Annotated in this window: 14 protein-coding genes; 3 read left to right on the top strand and 11 right to left on the bottom strand. The window is 68.1% G+C overall.

The window, feature by feature from the left end; translation table 11 throughout:
* Position 1: 1 nt before the first annotated feature.
* Positions 2-739, bottom strand: a complete 738-nt coding sequence (locus tag AC07M8_RS13695) for a response regulator transcription factor (RefSeq protein ID WP_495174887.1) — start codon at positions 737-739, stop codon at positions 2-4.
* On the bottom strand, positions 714-1,334 hold the full coding sequence (locus AC07M8_RS13700) for a PilZ domain-containing protein (RefSeq protein WP_495174888.1): 621 nt from the start codon (positions 1,332-1,334) through the stop codon (positions 714-716). The genes AC07M8_RS13695 and AC07M8_RS13700 overlap by 26 nt, the downstream gene beginning before the upstream one ends.
* A gap of 308 nt (positions 1,335-1,642) precedes the next feature.
* On the opposite strand from AC07M8_RS13700, the gene AC07M8_RS13705 reads away from it, so the two are divergent.
* Entirely contained in the window at positions 1,643-2,053 is a 411-nt protein-coding gene (locus AC07M8_RS13705) for a BLUF domain-containing protein (RefSeq protein ID WP_495174889.1), read from the top strand.
* Here AC07M8_RS13705 and AC07M8_RS13710 read toward each other — a convergent pair.
* Positions 1,957-3,675: a sensor histidine kinase gene (locus tag AC07M8_RS13710; protein WP_495174890.1), complete on the bottom strand. Its 1,719-nt coding sequence runs from the start codon at positions 3,673-3,675 to the stop codon at positions 1,957-1,959. The genes AC07M8_RS13705 and AC07M8_RS13710 overlap by 97 nt on opposite strands.
* Before the next feature lie 223 nt (positions 3,676-3,898).
* Here AC07M8_RS13710 and AC07M8_RS13715 point away from each other — a divergent pair, with 223 nt between their 5' ends.
* Positions 3,899-5,200, top strand: coding sequence for an Hsp70 family protein (locus AC07M8_RS13715; protein ID WP_495174891.1), 1,302 nt, complete (start codon positions 3,899-3,901; stop codon positions 5,198-5,200).
* A gap of 30 nt (positions 5,201-5,230) precedes the next feature.
* On the opposite strand, the gene AC07M8_RS13720 is transcribed toward AC07M8_RS13715, so the two are convergent.
* The 7 genes from AC07M8_RS13720 to hppD all read right to left on the bottom strand — a co-directional run bounded on the left by AC07M8_RS13720 (position 5,231) and on the right by hppD (position 12,837).
* A complete protein-coding gene (locus tag AC07M8_RS13720; protein ID WP_495174892.1) occupies positions 5,231-5,422 on the bottom strand; it encodes a hypothetical protein in 192 nt (63 codons plus the stop codon).
* Positions 5,423-5,502: 80 nt separating this feature from the next.
* Positions 5,503-6,534: an LLM class flavin-dependent oxidoreductase gene (locus tag AC07M8_RS13725; protein ID WP_495174893.1), complete on the bottom strand. Its 1,032-nt coding sequence runs from the start codon at positions 6,532-6,534 to the stop codon at positions 5,503-5,505.
* Entirely contained in the window at positions 6,534-7,433 is a 900-nt protein-coding gene (locus AC07M8_RS13730; protein WP_495174894.1) for an ATP-grasp domain-containing protein, read from the bottom strand. Before AC07M8_RS13730 ends, AC07M8_RS13725 begins: the two co-directional genes overlap by 1 nt.
* A 51-nt stretch (positions 7,434-7,484) precedes the next feature.
* Positions 7,485-9,932 carry a TonB-dependent receptor plug domain-containing protein gene (locus AC07M8_RS13735; protein WP_495174895.1) on the bottom strand — a complete coding sequence of 816 codons (2,448 nt, stop codon included), beginning with the start codon at positions 9,930-9,932 and terminating at the stop codon, positions 7,485-7,487.
* A gap of 138 nt (positions 9,933-10,070) precedes the next feature.
* Positions 10,071-10,448: a Rieske (2Fe-2S) protein gene (locus AC07M8_RS13740; protein ID WP_495174896.1), complete on the bottom strand. Its 378-nt coding sequence runs from the start codon at positions 10,446-10,448 to the stop codon at positions 10,071-10,073.
* The gene (hmgA, locus tag AC07M8_RS13745; protein ID WP_495174897.1) at positions 10,445-11,725 is read right to left on the bottom strand and encodes a homogentisate 1,2-dioxygenase; all 1,281 of its coding nucleotides are present in this window, start codon (positions 11,723-11,725) and stop codon (positions 10,445-10,447) included. The genes AC07M8_RS13740 and hmgA overlap by 4 nt, the downstream gene beginning before the upstream one ends.
* Before the next feature lie 41 nt (positions 11,726-11,766).
* Positions 11,767-12,837 carry a 4-hydroxyphenylpyruvate dioxygenase gene (gene hppD, locus AC07M8_RS13750; RefSeq protein WP_495174898.1) on the bottom strand — a complete coding sequence of 357 codons (1,071 nt, stop codon included), beginning with the start codon at positions 12,835-12,837 and terminating at the stop codon, positions 11,767-11,769.
* 94 nt (positions 12,838-12,931) lie between these two features.
* On the opposite strand from hppD, the gene AC07M8_RS13755 reads away from it, so the two are divergent.
* Positions 12,932-13,387, top strand: a complete 456-nt coding sequence (locus AC07M8_RS13755) for a MarR family winged helix-turn-helix transcriptional regulator (protein WP_495174899.1) — start codon at positions 12,932-12,934, stop codon at positions 13,385-13,387.
* 27 nt (positions 13,388-13,414) lie between these two features.
* Here the strand turns inward: AC07M8_RS13755 and AC07M8_RS13760 are convergent, their stop codons facing one another.
* Positions 13,415-15,511: a malate synthase G gene (locus AC07M8_RS13760; RefSeq protein WP_495174900.1), complete on the bottom strand. Its 2,097-nt coding sequence runs from the start codon at positions 15,509-15,511 to the stop codon at positions 13,415-13,417.
* Between the last annotated feature and the right edge of the window lie 132 nt (positions 15,512-15,643).

Raw genomic sequence — 15,643 nt, forward strand, 5'->3', positions numbered from 1 at the left:
CCTATTGGCCGTCCGCCATCAGCCCGGCGCGATAGGCGAGGCGGAGCACATCGGAAAGGTTCCGCGCGCCGAGCTTGGCCATCATGTTGGCGCGGTGCATTTCGACGGTGCGGACGCTGAGCGCGAGGTGCGCCGCCAGCCCCTTGTTCGACATGCCCATGCCCAGCCCGCGCAGCACGTCGGTCTCGCGCCCGGTGAGTGCGCGCAGCCGGTCCTCTTCCTGGGCCAGCACGCCGGCGGCCTGGATATGCTCGTCGAGCTGGCGGAACACGCGATCGAGCGCGCCGGTCAGCATGTCCTCGGCATAGGGCTTCTCGATGAAATCGGTGGCGCCGAGCTTCATCGCGCGCACCGCGATGTCGATGTCGCCATGGCCGGTCATCACGATCGTCGGGAACAGCGGCAGCCGTTCGCCGAGCTGCTCTAGCACCTGCAGCCCGTCGCGATCGGGCATGCGAAAATCGAGCAGCACGCAGCCGGGCGGCAGGTGACTGACATCGGCGAGGAAGTCGGCACCGTTCAGATACGGCCGGCTCTGCATTCCCACCGTCGCGAGGAACAGGCTGAGCGAGCGGCGGATCGCGCGGTCGTCGTCGACCACATATACCGTCCGCTTGTGATTGGCGGCGCGCAGCCCGAACAGGTGCTCGTCATGTTCGCGCGGCGCGGGGTTTACTCTGTCGTCGCCGAACAACGCGCGACCTCCACCAGGTTCACGATTGTGCGCTTGTGGCGTCATGAAACTCATCAAGCGAGATCGCCTCCGAAGATTGAAGACCAGCGTGGTCGTTACGCACCCAACGCACTTCGCATGTCAGCGGTCGCATTGTTCCGCAACACACCTGGACGTGCGCGCCCGGGGTGAGCTGGGCGTGACCGACGATCAGGAAGCCGGTCGATGAGACATTGCCGATGTCGATGCCGAACTCGCGTCCGTCGGCGTGGCGCACGGTGCCGGCCCGCGACGTCGAATAGCGTGGTGCTCGCTCGGTGCGCTCGTGGCGGTCGGTATCCTCCAGCAGGTCGATCGACAGCGGGAAGGGGAATTGGAAGCCGGCTACCTCGCCCTTGCACCAGCGCACCGTCGCCGGCATGCAATGGCCGCTCGCGAACACCATCGCCACCGCCGCGCCGGGCTGCAGCGGCTGGCTGATCTTGCCCGAGGCGCCGCGCAGCGACAGCGTCAGCAGCCTGACCGCATGGTTGCCGCCATCGTCGATCACCGTCACCGGCCTCAGCATCTGCGCATGGCGCCGCTCGCTGCGCCGCTCAATGCGCGGCCCCACCGGCACGACCGGATCCGCCACCGCCTGTTCGGCAGCTTGGCTCGGCATCGAAAGCTTACGTATCGGGTGCATCGCGATCCTCGTCCGGGCCACGCGGCCACGTCCTCTCGTCGCCGAAAGGTTCGTATTCGACCTTAAACGTCAACCTCGTAAGACTACGGTAGTTGTCGATTGTTGGCCCGAAAGCCTTGCTATCTCGATGCACGCGGCGCGGTGCGATTGCCGCCTCGCGTCCGGCACCGGGCGGCGCCAAGAGCTTCTCGTTCGTATATAAAATATTCCTCGCGGGACGCTGGACGAAGCCGGGCCGGGCCGCTTATCGCTGCGTCACTCTCGTGATCGGGCCGATGTCGTAAATGCGCGTGTTTCATTGGAGTTGCGTCAGCGAACTGGTCCCCGGCCGGGAGCAGGTGGCCGACACGCTGGCGGCGATCCGCGGCGTCTCGCACGAGCGCAACCCAGAGCTCGGCATCACCGGCACCCTGATCTTCACCGGCCATCGATTCGCGCAATATCTCGAGGGCAGCCAGGCCTCATTGGCGTTGTTGCGCGGCAGCATCGAGCGCGATCCACGCCACACCGGCCTCGTCACCATCGCCGAGGGCCCTGCCGCGCGACGCCGGCTTAACCAGTGGGACCTGTCCTACGCCGGCCAATCCTCCTTTGTGGATCAGATTGTCGAGCGCGCGGTACGTGATGCGGCGGGCTCCGCGCGGGCGCGGCTGGTGCGGCTGCTGGTCGAGCTGGCGGCGGGCGATGCCGACTGATCGGCGCTGCTGCGCTTCAGCGTAAAGCACATGTGCGTGCGGTGATCGCGCACCCGCTCCGCCCAGATCTGCCCGCCATGCGCCTCGATGATCGTCCGGCAGATCGAAAGGCCGATCCCCATGCCTTCCGACTTGCTGGTGTTGAACGGGGCGAACAAGCGCTCGGCGATCTCGGGTGCCAGTCCCGGGCCGCTGTCGGCGACGCACACCTTGCACCAGTCGTCGGAGACGATGCTGGTTGAGATCCACAAGCGCCGCTCGTCGCTCTGCTGCACCGCCTCCACCGCGTTGCGCAGCAGGTTGATCAGCACCTGCTCGATCTGCACCCGGTCCACCCGCACGTCGACGGCGGCAGGATCGAGATCGTAATGCACGCGGATGCCGAGCCCGGGTGCGTCGATCAGCGCGATCCGCGCGGCATTGTCGATCAGCTTGGGCAGGCTGCTCAGTTCGCGCCGGCCATCCTTGTGGATCACCAGCTCGCGCAAGTGGCGGATGATGTCGCCGGCGCGCACCGCATTGTCGTCGGCCTCGTCGAGCGCCTCGCGCAGCAGCGCCGCCTCCGCCGCATTGGCGGGGGTCTCGATCTGGCTGATCATCCGCCGGCCGCCGCGCACGTAATTGGCGATCGCGGTCAGCGGCTGGTTGAGCTCGTGCGCCAGCGCCGAGGCCATCGCTCCCATCGCGCTCAGCCGCGAGACGTGGATCAGCTCGCGCTGCATCCGGCGCAGGTTGAAATCGGCCTGCTTGCGATCGTCGACATCCTCGACGGTGCCATACCAGCGGACCACCTCGCCATCGGCATCGAGCCGCGGCGCGGCCCGGGCGTGAACCCAGCGATAGCTGCCGTCGGGCACCAATCCGCGCACCTCGACATGGTTGGCGGTGCGGCTGCGCAGCGTGTCGCGCCACGTCCGCATCAGCAGCGCGCGATCCTCCGGGTGCGCCATCCGCAGCACCTCGCGCGCGCTGCGCTCGGCGCTGGCGACCTTGGCGTCGTGCCACCGGGTGTGGAAGGTCACGGTCATGCCGTCGGGCGATGCGGTCCAGGGATGAAAGGAGCTAAGCTCGATGGTGTGGCGATACAGTTCCTCGCTTTCGTGTAGGATCTGCTTGGTGGCCTCGCTCTCGGCATGCACGGCGTTGAGCTCGCTGGTTCGCGCCACCACCCGCGCCTCCAGCGTGGTCGCGAGCAGCCGCACCTGCTCCTCGGCCGCCTCGCGCTCGTGCAGATAGGCCTCGGCGCGGCGCTGCCGCTCGCGCCCGCGCAGCGCCGCGCGCGCCGCGCTCACCAGCGGTTCCTCGCGCAGCGGCCGATCGATCAGCGTGAGGTTGCCCAGCGCCTCGATCGGCATCGGATAGGTCGGGCGCTCGGTGCCGATGCTGGCGAGCACCAGGAACGGGCAGTCGGACCAGGGCGGCTGGTTGGCCAGCGCTGCCTTCAGCGCCGGCCAGTCAAAGTCGGCGAGCGTCTCCTCGGCGATCACCGCCGCGGCGAGCATCGAGCGATCGATCGCATCGACGATGTCGGCGGCGCTGGCAGCGACGTTCTTCATCCCCGCGCCGGTCAGCATCTCGCGCACCAGCGCACCCCCCACGGCGTCGGGCACCAACACGAGCATGCGATCGGGCAACAGCTTTTCTCCGGAAGCGACATGGCGATGCGCTGACATCACAACTCCCCAACGGTGCAGAGAGCCACGATCAGCGGCCCTAACGGGCGATCCTAGCACATCTGTTAAGGCGCTACGGCATGGTCGGCGGAGAGGCGGCTGCGCAAGGGGAGTTGCGCGAGCGGCACAGTGCCCGGCATAGGCGGCGCCGTCGCGGCGATCCGGAGTGTTCATGACGATCAGTGATTCCGGCCTCGTCGTCGGCCTCGATTTCGGTACCACCAACAGCGTCGTCGCGCTCGCCGGGGCCGGCGAGGCGCCGCGGCTGCTGTCCTTCGCCGGCCCGCTGGCGACCGAGGAGGTGTTCCGCTCGGCCTTGTGTTTCTGGCACGACGAGGAGGCCAAGGGCGGCCTCGCGGTCGAGGCGGGCCCATGGGCGATCGCCGAATATCTCGACTATCCGCAGGACAGCCGCTTCCTCCAGTCGTTCAAGTCGGTCGCCGCCAGCGCCAGCTTCGAAACCGCCTCGGTGTTCGACAAGCGCTACCGGTTCGAGGAACTCGGCCGCCGGTTCCTCGCCGGCCTCGTCGACCATGCCGGAGGCGCGCTCGCCGCACGGCCGCGCCGCCTCGTCGTCGGCCGCCCGGTCGAATATGCGGGCGCGCGGCCCGACGAAGCGCTCGCCCGTCAGCGCTATGACGCGATGTTCGCCGGCTTCGCCGACGAGGTGCACTATGTCTACGAGCCGCTCGGCGCGGCTTACGGTTACGCCGCGCAACTTGACCGCGCCGCGACGCTGCTGGTCGCCGACTTCGGCGGCGGCACCAGCGACTTTTCGGTGGTGCGGGTCGCCGAACCCGGCGCGGCGCGGCGCTGCGTGCCGCTCGGCCATGCCGGCATCGGCATCGCCGGCGATCGGTTCGACTATCGCATCGTCGACCAGCTGGTGCTGCCGATGCTCGGCAAGGGCGGGCTCTATCGCTCGATGGACAAGCAGCTGGAGATCCCGCGCAGCTATTTCGCCGATTTCGCCGACTGGTCGCGGCTCGCGTTGATGCGCAACCGGCGCACGATGGACGAGCTGCGCCGGCTCCAGCGCGGCGCGCTCGATCCCGCGGCGATCGGGCGTATGATCGCGGTGATCGAGCATGAGCTCGGCTACCCGCTCTACGATGCGGTCGGCCGCCTCAAGCGCGCGCTGTCCGCCGACGAGACCGCGCTTTTCCATTTCGCCGGTGCCGGGCTGGAGATCGAGGCCGACGTCACCCGCGCCGAGTTCGAGCGGTGGATCGCCGACGACGTCGCGCGGATCGAGGCGACGGTGGATCGCGCTTTGGCCGCGGCGGCGGTAAGCGAAGCCGAGATCGATCGCGTGTTCCTCACCGGCGGCACCTCGCTGACCCCGGCGGTGCGGCGGATCTTTACCCGCCGCTTTGGCGAGGCGGCGATCATGAGCGGCGGCGAACTCACCTCGATCGCCCACGGCCTCGGCCTGATCGCCCGCGAGGACGACCTCGCGCCCTGGACGGCGTGAGCTACCCGCGTCGCCGCCGAGCCGAACTGCTCAGTGGCGCGACCCCGGCTGCAACAGCACGCCCTTGCCCGACGGCGAGGCTTCCACATCGTCGAGCTGCCGCAACAGATCCGCGAACACGTCGTCGCGTTCGATCGGGAACAGCCGGTTGAAGCCACCGCCGAGCACATCCAAGTCGCGCTGGGTCAGGAACCCCACTGCTACAATCCGCTCGTTGACCACGTCAGCTCCTCCATTCGGAAGACTCCAACCTATCGGGCGCCGGAAGGTGCCATTCGTTACGCTCAAGGCCTGAATATGGATCAGGCGGTGCCCATCACCTGTGCGGCGAACCGCTCCATTTCCTGCTCCTGCGGGCTCATCTGCAACAGCAGCAGATCGAGCCCTGCACCCTCGTAATCGGCGATGCGCTGCTTGAGCTGCTCGGGCGTGCCGACGAGATTGGGCCTGAGCCCCCGGTTGGACACCGAATACTCCTGGATCTTGAGCTCGCGCTCCAATTGGGTGCCCGACAGCCACTGGTCGAAATTGGCATAGCCCGCCGGCAGTTCGCTGACGGTGGTGATCCGTTCCAGCTCTCGCTTGGCCTCGGCCTCGCTATCGCGGACGATCGCATAGGCAGCCATGCCATATTGCATCGGCGCGCCGCCGCCCCTCTTTTCGTTGGCCGCCTCGCGCCGCACCGCCATGTCGGCGATCTTGGGCGCGATCGCCTCGACGGGGTCGCCGTGCATCACATAGGCGTCGCACTGCGCCACGATCATCGCCTTGGCTTTTTCGCTCTCGCCGCCGGCATAGACGGTGGGGCGCTTGGCGGGCTTGGGCGAGCAGATCGCCGCATCGGTCTGGTAGAATTTGCCGGCGAAGCTGAACCGTTCCTCGGTCCACAGCCCGTCGACCACCGTCAGCCATTCCTCGGTGCGCGCATAGCGATCGTCATGCTGGTCGAACTGCAGGCCATATTGCCGGGCTTCGTCAGCCCACCAGGAGGAGACGACGTTGAGCGCCAGCCGCCCGCCCGAGATGCGATCGATGTTGGCGGCCGCCTTGGCAAACAACGCCGGATGGTGGAAGTTGGGCCGCACCGCGACCATGAGCTCCACCGTCTCGGTCACCGCGGCGAGCGCCGCCGCGGTCGACCAGGCGTCGAGCGCGGGCTGCTCGATGCCCTTGATGTCGTTGAGGTTGAGCTCGGCGATCAGGCTGAGGTCATAGCCCCAGCGCTCGGCATTCTGGGTCAGCCGCTTGGCATAGTTCCAGCTCGCGTCCATCCCTTCGTCGGGCACGTTGCGCAGCCAGCCGCCGAACACGGGCATCCAATAACCGTAGCGCATCAGGCTTCCTCGATCCGGCGGAGCAGGTAATCGACCAATTTGTCGTGCGGCTCCCAGCCGAGCACGTCCAACGGCTTGGCGACGAAGTTCGACAGCGCGTTGATGTCGTAGAAGCGCGGAATGCCGTCGCGATCGTCAATCATCACCTCGATGCCGCCGACATCGAGGTCGACTGCGCGGGCGATCCGCTCGGCGGCGTCGACCAGCGCGGGCGCGGGCTGTACCGCGGCCATGCTGATCCCCGAGTCCGCGACGCAGGCATCCGCCGGGCACAGGTCGAACGCGCCGCCGCCGGCGACGTCGATCGCATAAAGGAAGGCGCGGTCGAGCGTCTCGATCCGCGTAATGGTGCCGTTCCGCGCCGGCACATAGTCCTGCACCAGCAGCACGCCATCGACGCTGCTCGGCAGCTCGCCGGCCTCGATCGCATAGTTGAGCTCGGCCATGTTGTCGAAGCGGGTAATCCCCGCGCCCGAGCCGCCGATATTCGCCTTCACCACCAGCGGGAACGACAGGCTTGCCGCCGCCGCGGTGACATCGGCGGCGCGATGGACCACCCTTGTCTCGGGGATCGCGAGGCCGAGGCTGGCGATCAGCGACAATTGCCGTGCCTTGGAGGCGTCGATCGCGAGCACGTCGGCGCCGTTGACCACCTGCGCGCCCGCGCGGCCCCAATGATCGAACAGCGCGGTAGCGTAGAAGATCGGGTGCTCGCCGTCGCGCAGGAAGCTCGACATGGCGATGCGGTTGAGCACCACGCGGGCAGGGGGCGCCTGGTCGGCGGGATCCCAGAAGCCGTCGGGGCGCAACGCGGTGTAATCCACCCCCCGCCGGTCCAGCGCCGCGAACAGCGGCGTGAACCAGGCGGGATGCTCGAAGAGAACGGCGAGATCGGTCATGCCTGCGCGATTACCGGGGGTTGGCCGGCGCGCCAACCCCAGCGCCTGCGATTACCAGCTGAGCCCGGCGCGGGCGTAGAGGTAACGGCCGTTGAACCCGAACGGCGAATAATAAGGGAAGCCCACCACCCCGGTCGAGTTGTTCGCCGCGATCGTATAGTCCGGATAAACGTCGAACAGGTTGCTGACGCCAAGACCGATCTGCGCGCCCTTGGTGGCTTGGTAACGCAGCTCGAGGTCGGTCACGAGCTTGCGCCCGGTGTTGACGTCGGCGGCCTCGGTGGTGCCCGGCTGGTTGACGTTGCCATAATAGGTCAACCGCGCGAGCGCGCCGAGCTTCTCGAGCGACCAGTCGATCGTACCTGTCACCTTCTCGCCCGGCGTGCCTTCCTCGAGCTGAAGGATCCGGCTGCGCGCGAACAGCGAGGTCGCGGGGATCAGCGCCGTCGAGGTGCCGTTGACCCGGCGCTCGGCGTCGATGGTGTTGACGTTGCCGGCGACCGTGAAGTCGAACGCCCCCGCCGCGGCGGTGCGCGCACGGTAATGCGCGACCGCGTCGATCCCCCGCGTCTCCGAGCGCAGCCCGTTGATGAAGAAGCGCGCCGCCGAGACGTTGAACGGCGCGAGCAGTGCCGCGACCTGCGGGTTGAGCGTCGCCGCAATATTCTCCGACAGCCCGAGCTGGTCGCGGATCTTGATCCAATAGCCGTCGACGGTGAGGTCGAAGCCGCCGAAGCGGATCACCGTGCCGGCCGAGAAGTTGGTCGACTTCTCGGGCTCGAGCTGGCGGCCGCCGAGCGCGGTGGCGACCGGGTTGGTCGAAGGATAGGTGCCGGTCAGCACCGGCGAGCCGTTGACGATCACCGAGGCGACCTGGGTGAAATATTGCTGCTGCAGCGCTGGCGCGCGGAAGCCGGTCGAGACCGCGCCGCGCAGCGCGAACCAGGGGGTGAAATCATAGCGTGCCGAGATCTTGCCGGTCGCGGTCGAGCCGAAGTCAGAATAATCCTCGACGCGGCCGGCAAGCCCGACGAGGAACTTGTCGGTGAGCTGCGCCTCGAGATCGAGATAGCCGCTGACGTTGCGTCGGCTGGCGCTGACGACATTGGCGGGCGAGAAGCCGCCGAAGCCCTGTGCGCCCGGTGTGCCGGTGGTAACCCCGGTCGGGTAGTCGTAGGAAGCCTGCTCGCCGGCATTGATGTCGAACCACTCGCGCCGGCCCTCGACGCCGAAGGCGACGTTGAGCGACTGGAAGACATCGAACTTGCGGCTGACATCGACGCCGGCGACGAACTGCTGGTAGGTCAGCCCGCCATCGTCGAAGTTGCGCGGCGTGGCGGCGCCGTACGAGTAATTGGCCGAGTTGAGCGTGCGGAAGTCGATCTCGTTGCGGCCGTAGCTGACGTTGAGGTCGACGTTCCAGCCGATCACCTCGCCCTTCAGCCCCAGCGCGGTGTTGAGGTCCTTGGACTTGGTGTTGATGATCGGCAGGAAGCCGCCGGGCAGGCCGACCGAGGCGAGCGTCGTCGTCAGCGCCGCCGTGGTCGGCAGCCGCGGGAAGGCGGCGCCGCGGGTGTCGCGATCCTGGTAGCCCGCCCAGCCGTAGAGCTTCCAGCTGTCGGTCAGCGAGGTGCCGGCATTGGCGAAGATGCTGTACTGCTCGACCTCGGGGTCGCCGAACCGGCCGGTGACGCGACTGGGGGTGACGCGCGGGTCGAAGTCGGCGCGGTTGGTCGGCTCGCGGTTGAGATACTCGCCCGAGACGGTGAGGAAGCCGTCGTCGCCAAAGCCCAGCCCCTGCCACGCCGAGGCAGTCACGGCATGCTCGCCCGTGGTGCTGCGGCTGCCGCGCGCGGTGTCGATGTCGGTGTTGTAGAAGCCGTAGTTGACGCTCGCGCCGCCACCCGAGCGGGCTTCGCGCAGCCTGAGATTGACGACGCCGGCGATCGCATCCGAGCCATATTGCGCCGAGGCGCCGTCGCGCAGCACCTCGATCCGGTCGAGTGCGACGGTCGGGATGGTGTTGAGATCCACCGCCGCCGAGCCGCGGCCGACCGAGCCGTTGGTATTGAGCAGCGCCGAGGTGTGGCCGCGCACGCCGTTGATCAGCACCAGCGTTTCGTCGGGCGAGAGGCCGCGCAGCGAGGCGGGGCGGATCGCGTCGGTGCCGTCGGTCGCGGCGGCGCGCGGGAAATCGATCGAGGGCACGGTGGCGGCGAGCGCGGCGCCGAGCTCGGTGGTGCCCTGGCGCTGCAGCGTGGTCGCGCTGATCACGTCGACCGGCGAGACGCTGTCGAGCTTGGTGCGGCCTTCGGCGCGGGTGCCGGTGACGATGATGTCGTTCTGCTCGACGGTGACCGGGGCGACGCCCGGGGCGGCCTCGCCTTCGGTCGTGGCGGGCGTGGTCGCCTGGCCGGCGTCCTGGGCCGCGGCGGCTTGGGCGGCGAGCAGCGCGAGGGAGGAGCCGGCGATCGCCAGCACGGCGCGGTTAAACTTCACGAATGTCACCCTTTAATCCTGATCGGGCCAGGATAGCCGAGCGTGCGCGGGCAATCTCCATCATCTGTATAGGCGATGGCACAGATTTTCTTTGCGCCGGAACGAGCCGCGCGGAGGATGAAAAACGGGAGACCCCGCCTACCCGGCGTCGCCGGCCATCGTCACGATGCGCCCGTCCACCACGCCTACCGGCCACGCCGTCAGCCGCGCCCCGGGGCAGGGGCCGCCGACGCAGGCGCCGCTCGCGATGTCGAACAGCGCCGCATGCCAGCTGCACGCGATCAGCCCGCCGTCGGGCGTTAGATAGCCGTCGAGCACCTGTGCCAGCGGCAGCCCCATGTGCGGGCAACGATCGACATAGCCAAACACCGCGTCGCCGCGCCGGACCACGAAGCCGTGGAACCGCCCCGCGCGCAGCTGCAACACGAAGTTGCGCGCGCCGCCGTCGGGGACGATGTCGAGCGCGCCCAGCGTCACCCCCGCCGGCGTCGCCGCCAGCCGCGCGTCGGCGCTCACCTCGGCAGCACCGCCTTGGGGAAGTCGGCCCACACCGCGTCATAGTCGAGCTGGGCATGCTCCAGCGCATAAGCCGTCGGCCGATACGGCCAGCAGCTCTCGACCATGAACGCCATCGTGCCGTCGATCTTGTGCGGCTTGAGGTCGGCGGTGCTCGCGCCCTGCCAGCTGGCGAGATCGGGCCCATGCCCCGCCATCAGATTGTGCAGCGACAGCCCGCCGGGCGCGAAGCCTTCCGCCTTGGCGTCATAGGCGCCGCGGATCAGCCCCATCGCCTCGCTCATCACGTTGCGGTGGAACCACGGCGGCCGGAACGTCCCCTCCGCCACCATCCAGCGCGGCGGGAAAATGACGAAATCCGCGTTGGCGCGGCCGGGGACGTCCGACGGCGAGGTCAGCAGCGTGAAGATCGAGGGATCGGGGTGGTCGAAGCTCACCGTGTTGATCGTGTTGAACCGGGAGAGGTCATAGCGCCACGGCGCCAGATTGCCGTGCCAGGCGACCACATCGAGCGGCGAATGGTCGAGCGTGGTCGTCCACAGCGAGCCCATGAACTTCTGGATCACCTCGCACGGTTCATCGCGATCCTCGAACCACGCCACCGGCGTCTCGAAGTCGCGCGGGTTGGCAAGGCCGTTGGCGCCGATCGGGCCGAGATCGGGCAGCCGGAACAAAGCACCATGGTTCTCGGCGACATAGCCGCGCGCCTCGCCATCGGGCAGCAGCGCGCGAAACTTCACCCCGCGCGGCACCAAAGCGATCTGCCCGGGCGCGATCTCGATCCGCCCGAGCTCGGTGAGCAGCTCGAGCCGCCCCGCTTGCGGAATGAACAGCAGTTCGCCGTCGGCGTCGGTGAAGACGCGGGTCGTCATGTCGCGCCGCGCGGCGTAGAGATGCACCGCGACGCCCTCGAGATCGGCGGGGTCGCGGTTGGCGATCATCGTCACCAGGCTGTCGACCAGGTCGAGCGGCTCGCCTGGCGCGGCAAGCGGGTCCCAGCGCAACCGGTTGGGCGCGAGCGGCGCATCACCGGTGCCGGGCGCAAACAGCGTGGCGCCCTCGTAGCGCGTATAAGGCGGATGCTCGGCGGTGGGCCGCATCCGGTACAGCCACGAGCGCCGGTTCTCATGCCGCGGCGCGGTGAAGGCGGTGCCCGAGAGCTGCTCGGCATAGAGGCCGAACGCCGGCCGCTGCGGCGAATTGCGCCCGATCGGCAGCGCGCCGGGCACCGCCTCGGTCGAGACATGGTTGCCGAAGCCGGGGATATAGTCGCTCACGGGCCGTCCTTCCTGCCGCACTCCTCGAGGGGAAAGCGGCCTCATGCGTCGACGGTGATCACCCCGCGGCGGATCTGGTCGAGCTCGATCGATTCGTACAGCGCCTGGAAGTTGCCGTTGCCGAACCCCTCATTGCCCTTGCGCTGGATGATCTCGAAGAAGATCGGCCCCACCATTGTCTCGGTGAAGATCTGCAGCAGCAGGCCTTCCTCGCCGACATTGCCGTCGATCAGGATGCGGTTCTTGCGCAACCGCTCCAGATCGTGGCCATGGCCGGGCACGCGCTTGTCGACGAGCTCGTAATAGGTCTCGATCGTGTCCTGCAGCTTCACCCCGCGGGCGCGCAATTTCTCCACCGTCTCGAAGATGTCCTCGGTGGTCAGCGCCAGATGCTGGATACCCTCGCCGTTATAGTCGCGGATGAACTCCTCGATCTGGCTCTTGTCGTCCTGGCTCTCGTTGAGGGGGATGCGGATCGCGCGGTCGGGCGCGATCATCGCCTGGCTGAACAGCCCCGTCGCCTTGCCCTTGATGTCGAAATACTTCTGCTCCTCGAAGCCGAAGATCTGGCCGTAAAAGGCAGACCAGGTGCGCATCTGGCCGCGGCGGACATTATGGGTAAGATGGTCGAGCAGGTCGAGCCCGACGCTGTTCTCCGCCTCGGCCTGTTCGGCGCCGGGCACCTGGTGCCAGTCGTCGTACAGGGTGGCGCCATTGCCGTGGCGATCGACCAGATACAGCAGCGAGCCGCCGATCCCCTCGAGCACATAGCTGCCCTCGCCGAGCGCGCCGCCCGCCGCATCGCCGGGCTTCGCCCCGCGCGCCAGCGCCGCCTCATAGGCCTCGCGCGCATTGCCGACGCGAAACGCCATGCCGCTCGCCGACGGCCCGTGCGCGGCGCGGAAGTCGGCGGCATGGCCGCTCGGCTCCTGGTTGAGCAGCAGGTTGATCTGGCCCTGCTTGTAGCGCGTCACCGCCTTGGTCGGGTGCACCGAGGCGGCGACGAACCCCAGCTGCTCGAACTGGTGGGCGAGCGCGTCGGGATCGGGCGAGGTGAATTCGCAGAACTCGAACCCGTCGAGGCCCATCGGATTGACGTCCATGTGATCCATGACGGCATCCTCTCCTATTATTTTTTTGGTATCGTTCGTTACCAACTCTTCTGCGTGATTGCCCGGATCGTGTCAACTGATACTAACTGGGGTTATGACCGGACTGGCGCTCGACGACTTCATCCCCTTCCGCCTCTCGGTGACCTCCAACCTGGTCAGCGATTCGATCGCGCGTGCCTATGAGGCGCTGTTCGCGCTCACCATCCCCGAATGGCGGCTGGTCGCGGTGATCGCGGAAACCGGCGGCATTACCCAGCAGGCGATCGGCCAGCGCACGCTGATGGACAAAGTGACGGTGAGCCGCGCCGCGATCGCCTTGGTCGAGCGCGGGCTGCTCGCCCGCCGCGCCAACCCCGACGACCGCCGCTCGCACCTGCTCGATCTCACCGACGCGGGGCGCGACCTCTATGCCGCGGTCGCGCCCAAGGCGCTCGACCTCGAACGGCGGCTGTTCTCCGGCTTCTCGGCGCAGGAGATCGACGGCTTCGTCACCATGCTGCGCCGCATCGACGCGGTGACGCTGGCACTGCGTAACGAGCGCCCCGGCTAGCCGCAATCCGCCGGCGCATGAGCCGGATCATCCCGCCTTCACCCGCGCGCGGAAGCGGTGCAGCAACGGCTCGGTATATCCATTGGGCTGGCGCACACCCTCGAACACCAGCGCCCGCGCCGCCTGAAAGGCGAGGCTGTCGCCGTCCGGCCCGATAAGCGGCCGGTAGGCCGGATCACCGGCATTCTGCGCATTCACCTTGGCCGCCATCCGCCGCAGCGCGCCTTCGGCCTCGTCGACGGTGGCGACGCCGTGCAGCAGCCAATTGGCCATGTGCTGCGAACTGATCCGCAGTGTCGCACGATCCTCCATCAGCCCGATGTCGTGGATGTCGGGCACCTTGGAACAGCCCACCCCCTGGTCCACCCATCGCACCACATAGCCGAGGATGCCTTGCGCGTTGTTGTCCAGCTCCGCGGCGATCTCGTCCGGCTGCCAGTTACGCCCGGGCGCGATCGGTATCGTCAGCAGCTCGTCGAGCCCGGTGACCGGCTCGGCGGCGCGCACCGCCTGCCGCGCAGCGACGTCGATATAGTGATAATGCATCGCGTGCAGCGTCGCCGCGGTCGGGGAGGGCACCCAGGCGGTGGTCGCGCCGCTCAGCGGGTGGGCGATCTTCTCCGCCAGCATCGCCGCCATCCGGTCGGGCGCCGCCCACATTCCCTTGCCGATCTGCGCGCGGCCCGCGAGCCCGCAGGCCAGCCCGATCTGGACGTTGCGATCCTCATAGGCGCGGATCCACGCCGCCGCCTTCATCTCGCTTTTGCGCACCATCGGCCCCGCCGCCATGCAGCTGTGGATCTCGTCGCCGGTGCGATCGAGGAAGCCGGTGTTGATGAACACGATCCGGTGGCGCACCGCATTGATGCAGGCGGCGAGATTGGCCGAGGTCCGCCGCTCCTCGTCCATCACCCCCACCTTGATCGAATGGCGGGCAAGGCCGAGCAGATCCTCCACCGCGTCGAACAACGCGTTGGTGAACGCCGCCTCCGCCGGCCCGTGCATCTTCGGCTTGACGATGTAGATCGATCCGGTGCGGCTGTTCGCCAGCGGGCCGCGGTGCTGCAGGTCGTGGAGCCCGATCAGGCTGGTGACGATCGCGTCAAGGATCCCCTCGGGCGCCTCGCCGCCATCGGGCAGCAGCACCGCTGGCGTCGTCATCAAATGGCCGACGTTGCGGACGAACAGCAGGCTGCGCCCAGGGAGCACGATCGCCTCGCCCGCGAGGCCGACATAATCGCGATCCTCGGCGAGCCGCCGCGTCACGGTGCGGCCACCCTTGGCGAACGTCTCTTCGAGCGTGCCGGTCATCAGCCCCAGCCAATTGCCATAAGCGGCGACCTTGTCGGCGGCGTCCACCGCGGCGACCGAATCCTCGAAGTCGACGATGGTGGTCAGCGCCGATTCGAGCAGCACGTCGGCGATCCCCGCCGGATCGCCGCGCCCGATCGGATGGCGGTCGTCCACCACCAGCTCGATGTGGAGGCCATGGTGGCGGAACAGCCAGTTCGCGCCGCGCCGCCCGATCAGCTGCGCATCGTCGACGATCAGCGCCGGTATCTCCTCCGCCGCGACCAGGTCCGCCCAGTCGATCGCGAGCGGCACCGCCTCGTCGAGGAACGCCTTGGCCCGCGCCACCACCGCAGCGCCGCGCGCCTGGTCGTAGCCGCCCCCCGCCGGCGGCGCGCCGAGCGCGTCGGTGCCGTACAGCGCGTCATACAGGCTGCCCCAGCGCGCATTGGCGGCATTGAGCAGGAAGCGCGCGTTGAGCACCGGCACCACCAGCTGCGGGCCCGCTAGGCTTGCCACCTCGTCGTCCACCCCGCGCGGGTCGATCGCGAACGGCGCCGGCTCGTCGACCAGATAGCCGATCTCGCGCAGGAACGCCTGATAGGCTTTCTGGTCGACCGGCTGCCCGGCATGGGCGCCATGCCATTGGTCGAGCGCCGCCTGCAGCCGGTCGCGGGTGTCGAGCAGCGCCTGATTCTCGGGCGCGAAGGCGGTGAAGATCGCCGCCGCCCCTTCCCAGAATGCCTCGGGCGCGATCCCCGTGCCCGGCAGCGCCTGCCAGTCGATGAACGCGGCCAGTTCCTCGGCCACCTGCAATCCTGCTCGCTCGATCATCCCGGTCCTCGTTCGTGGGTGGGTGTGGAGGAACTATAGCATGCCCGTGAGGAGTCGACCCGTCCTTGAACGTCTACGTCATCCTGAACTCGTTTCAGGATCCATGGCCCACCCGTCGAGCCAGGCGGAACG

This window comes from Sphingomonas sp. GW821-FHT09E03, assembly GCF_059416225.1.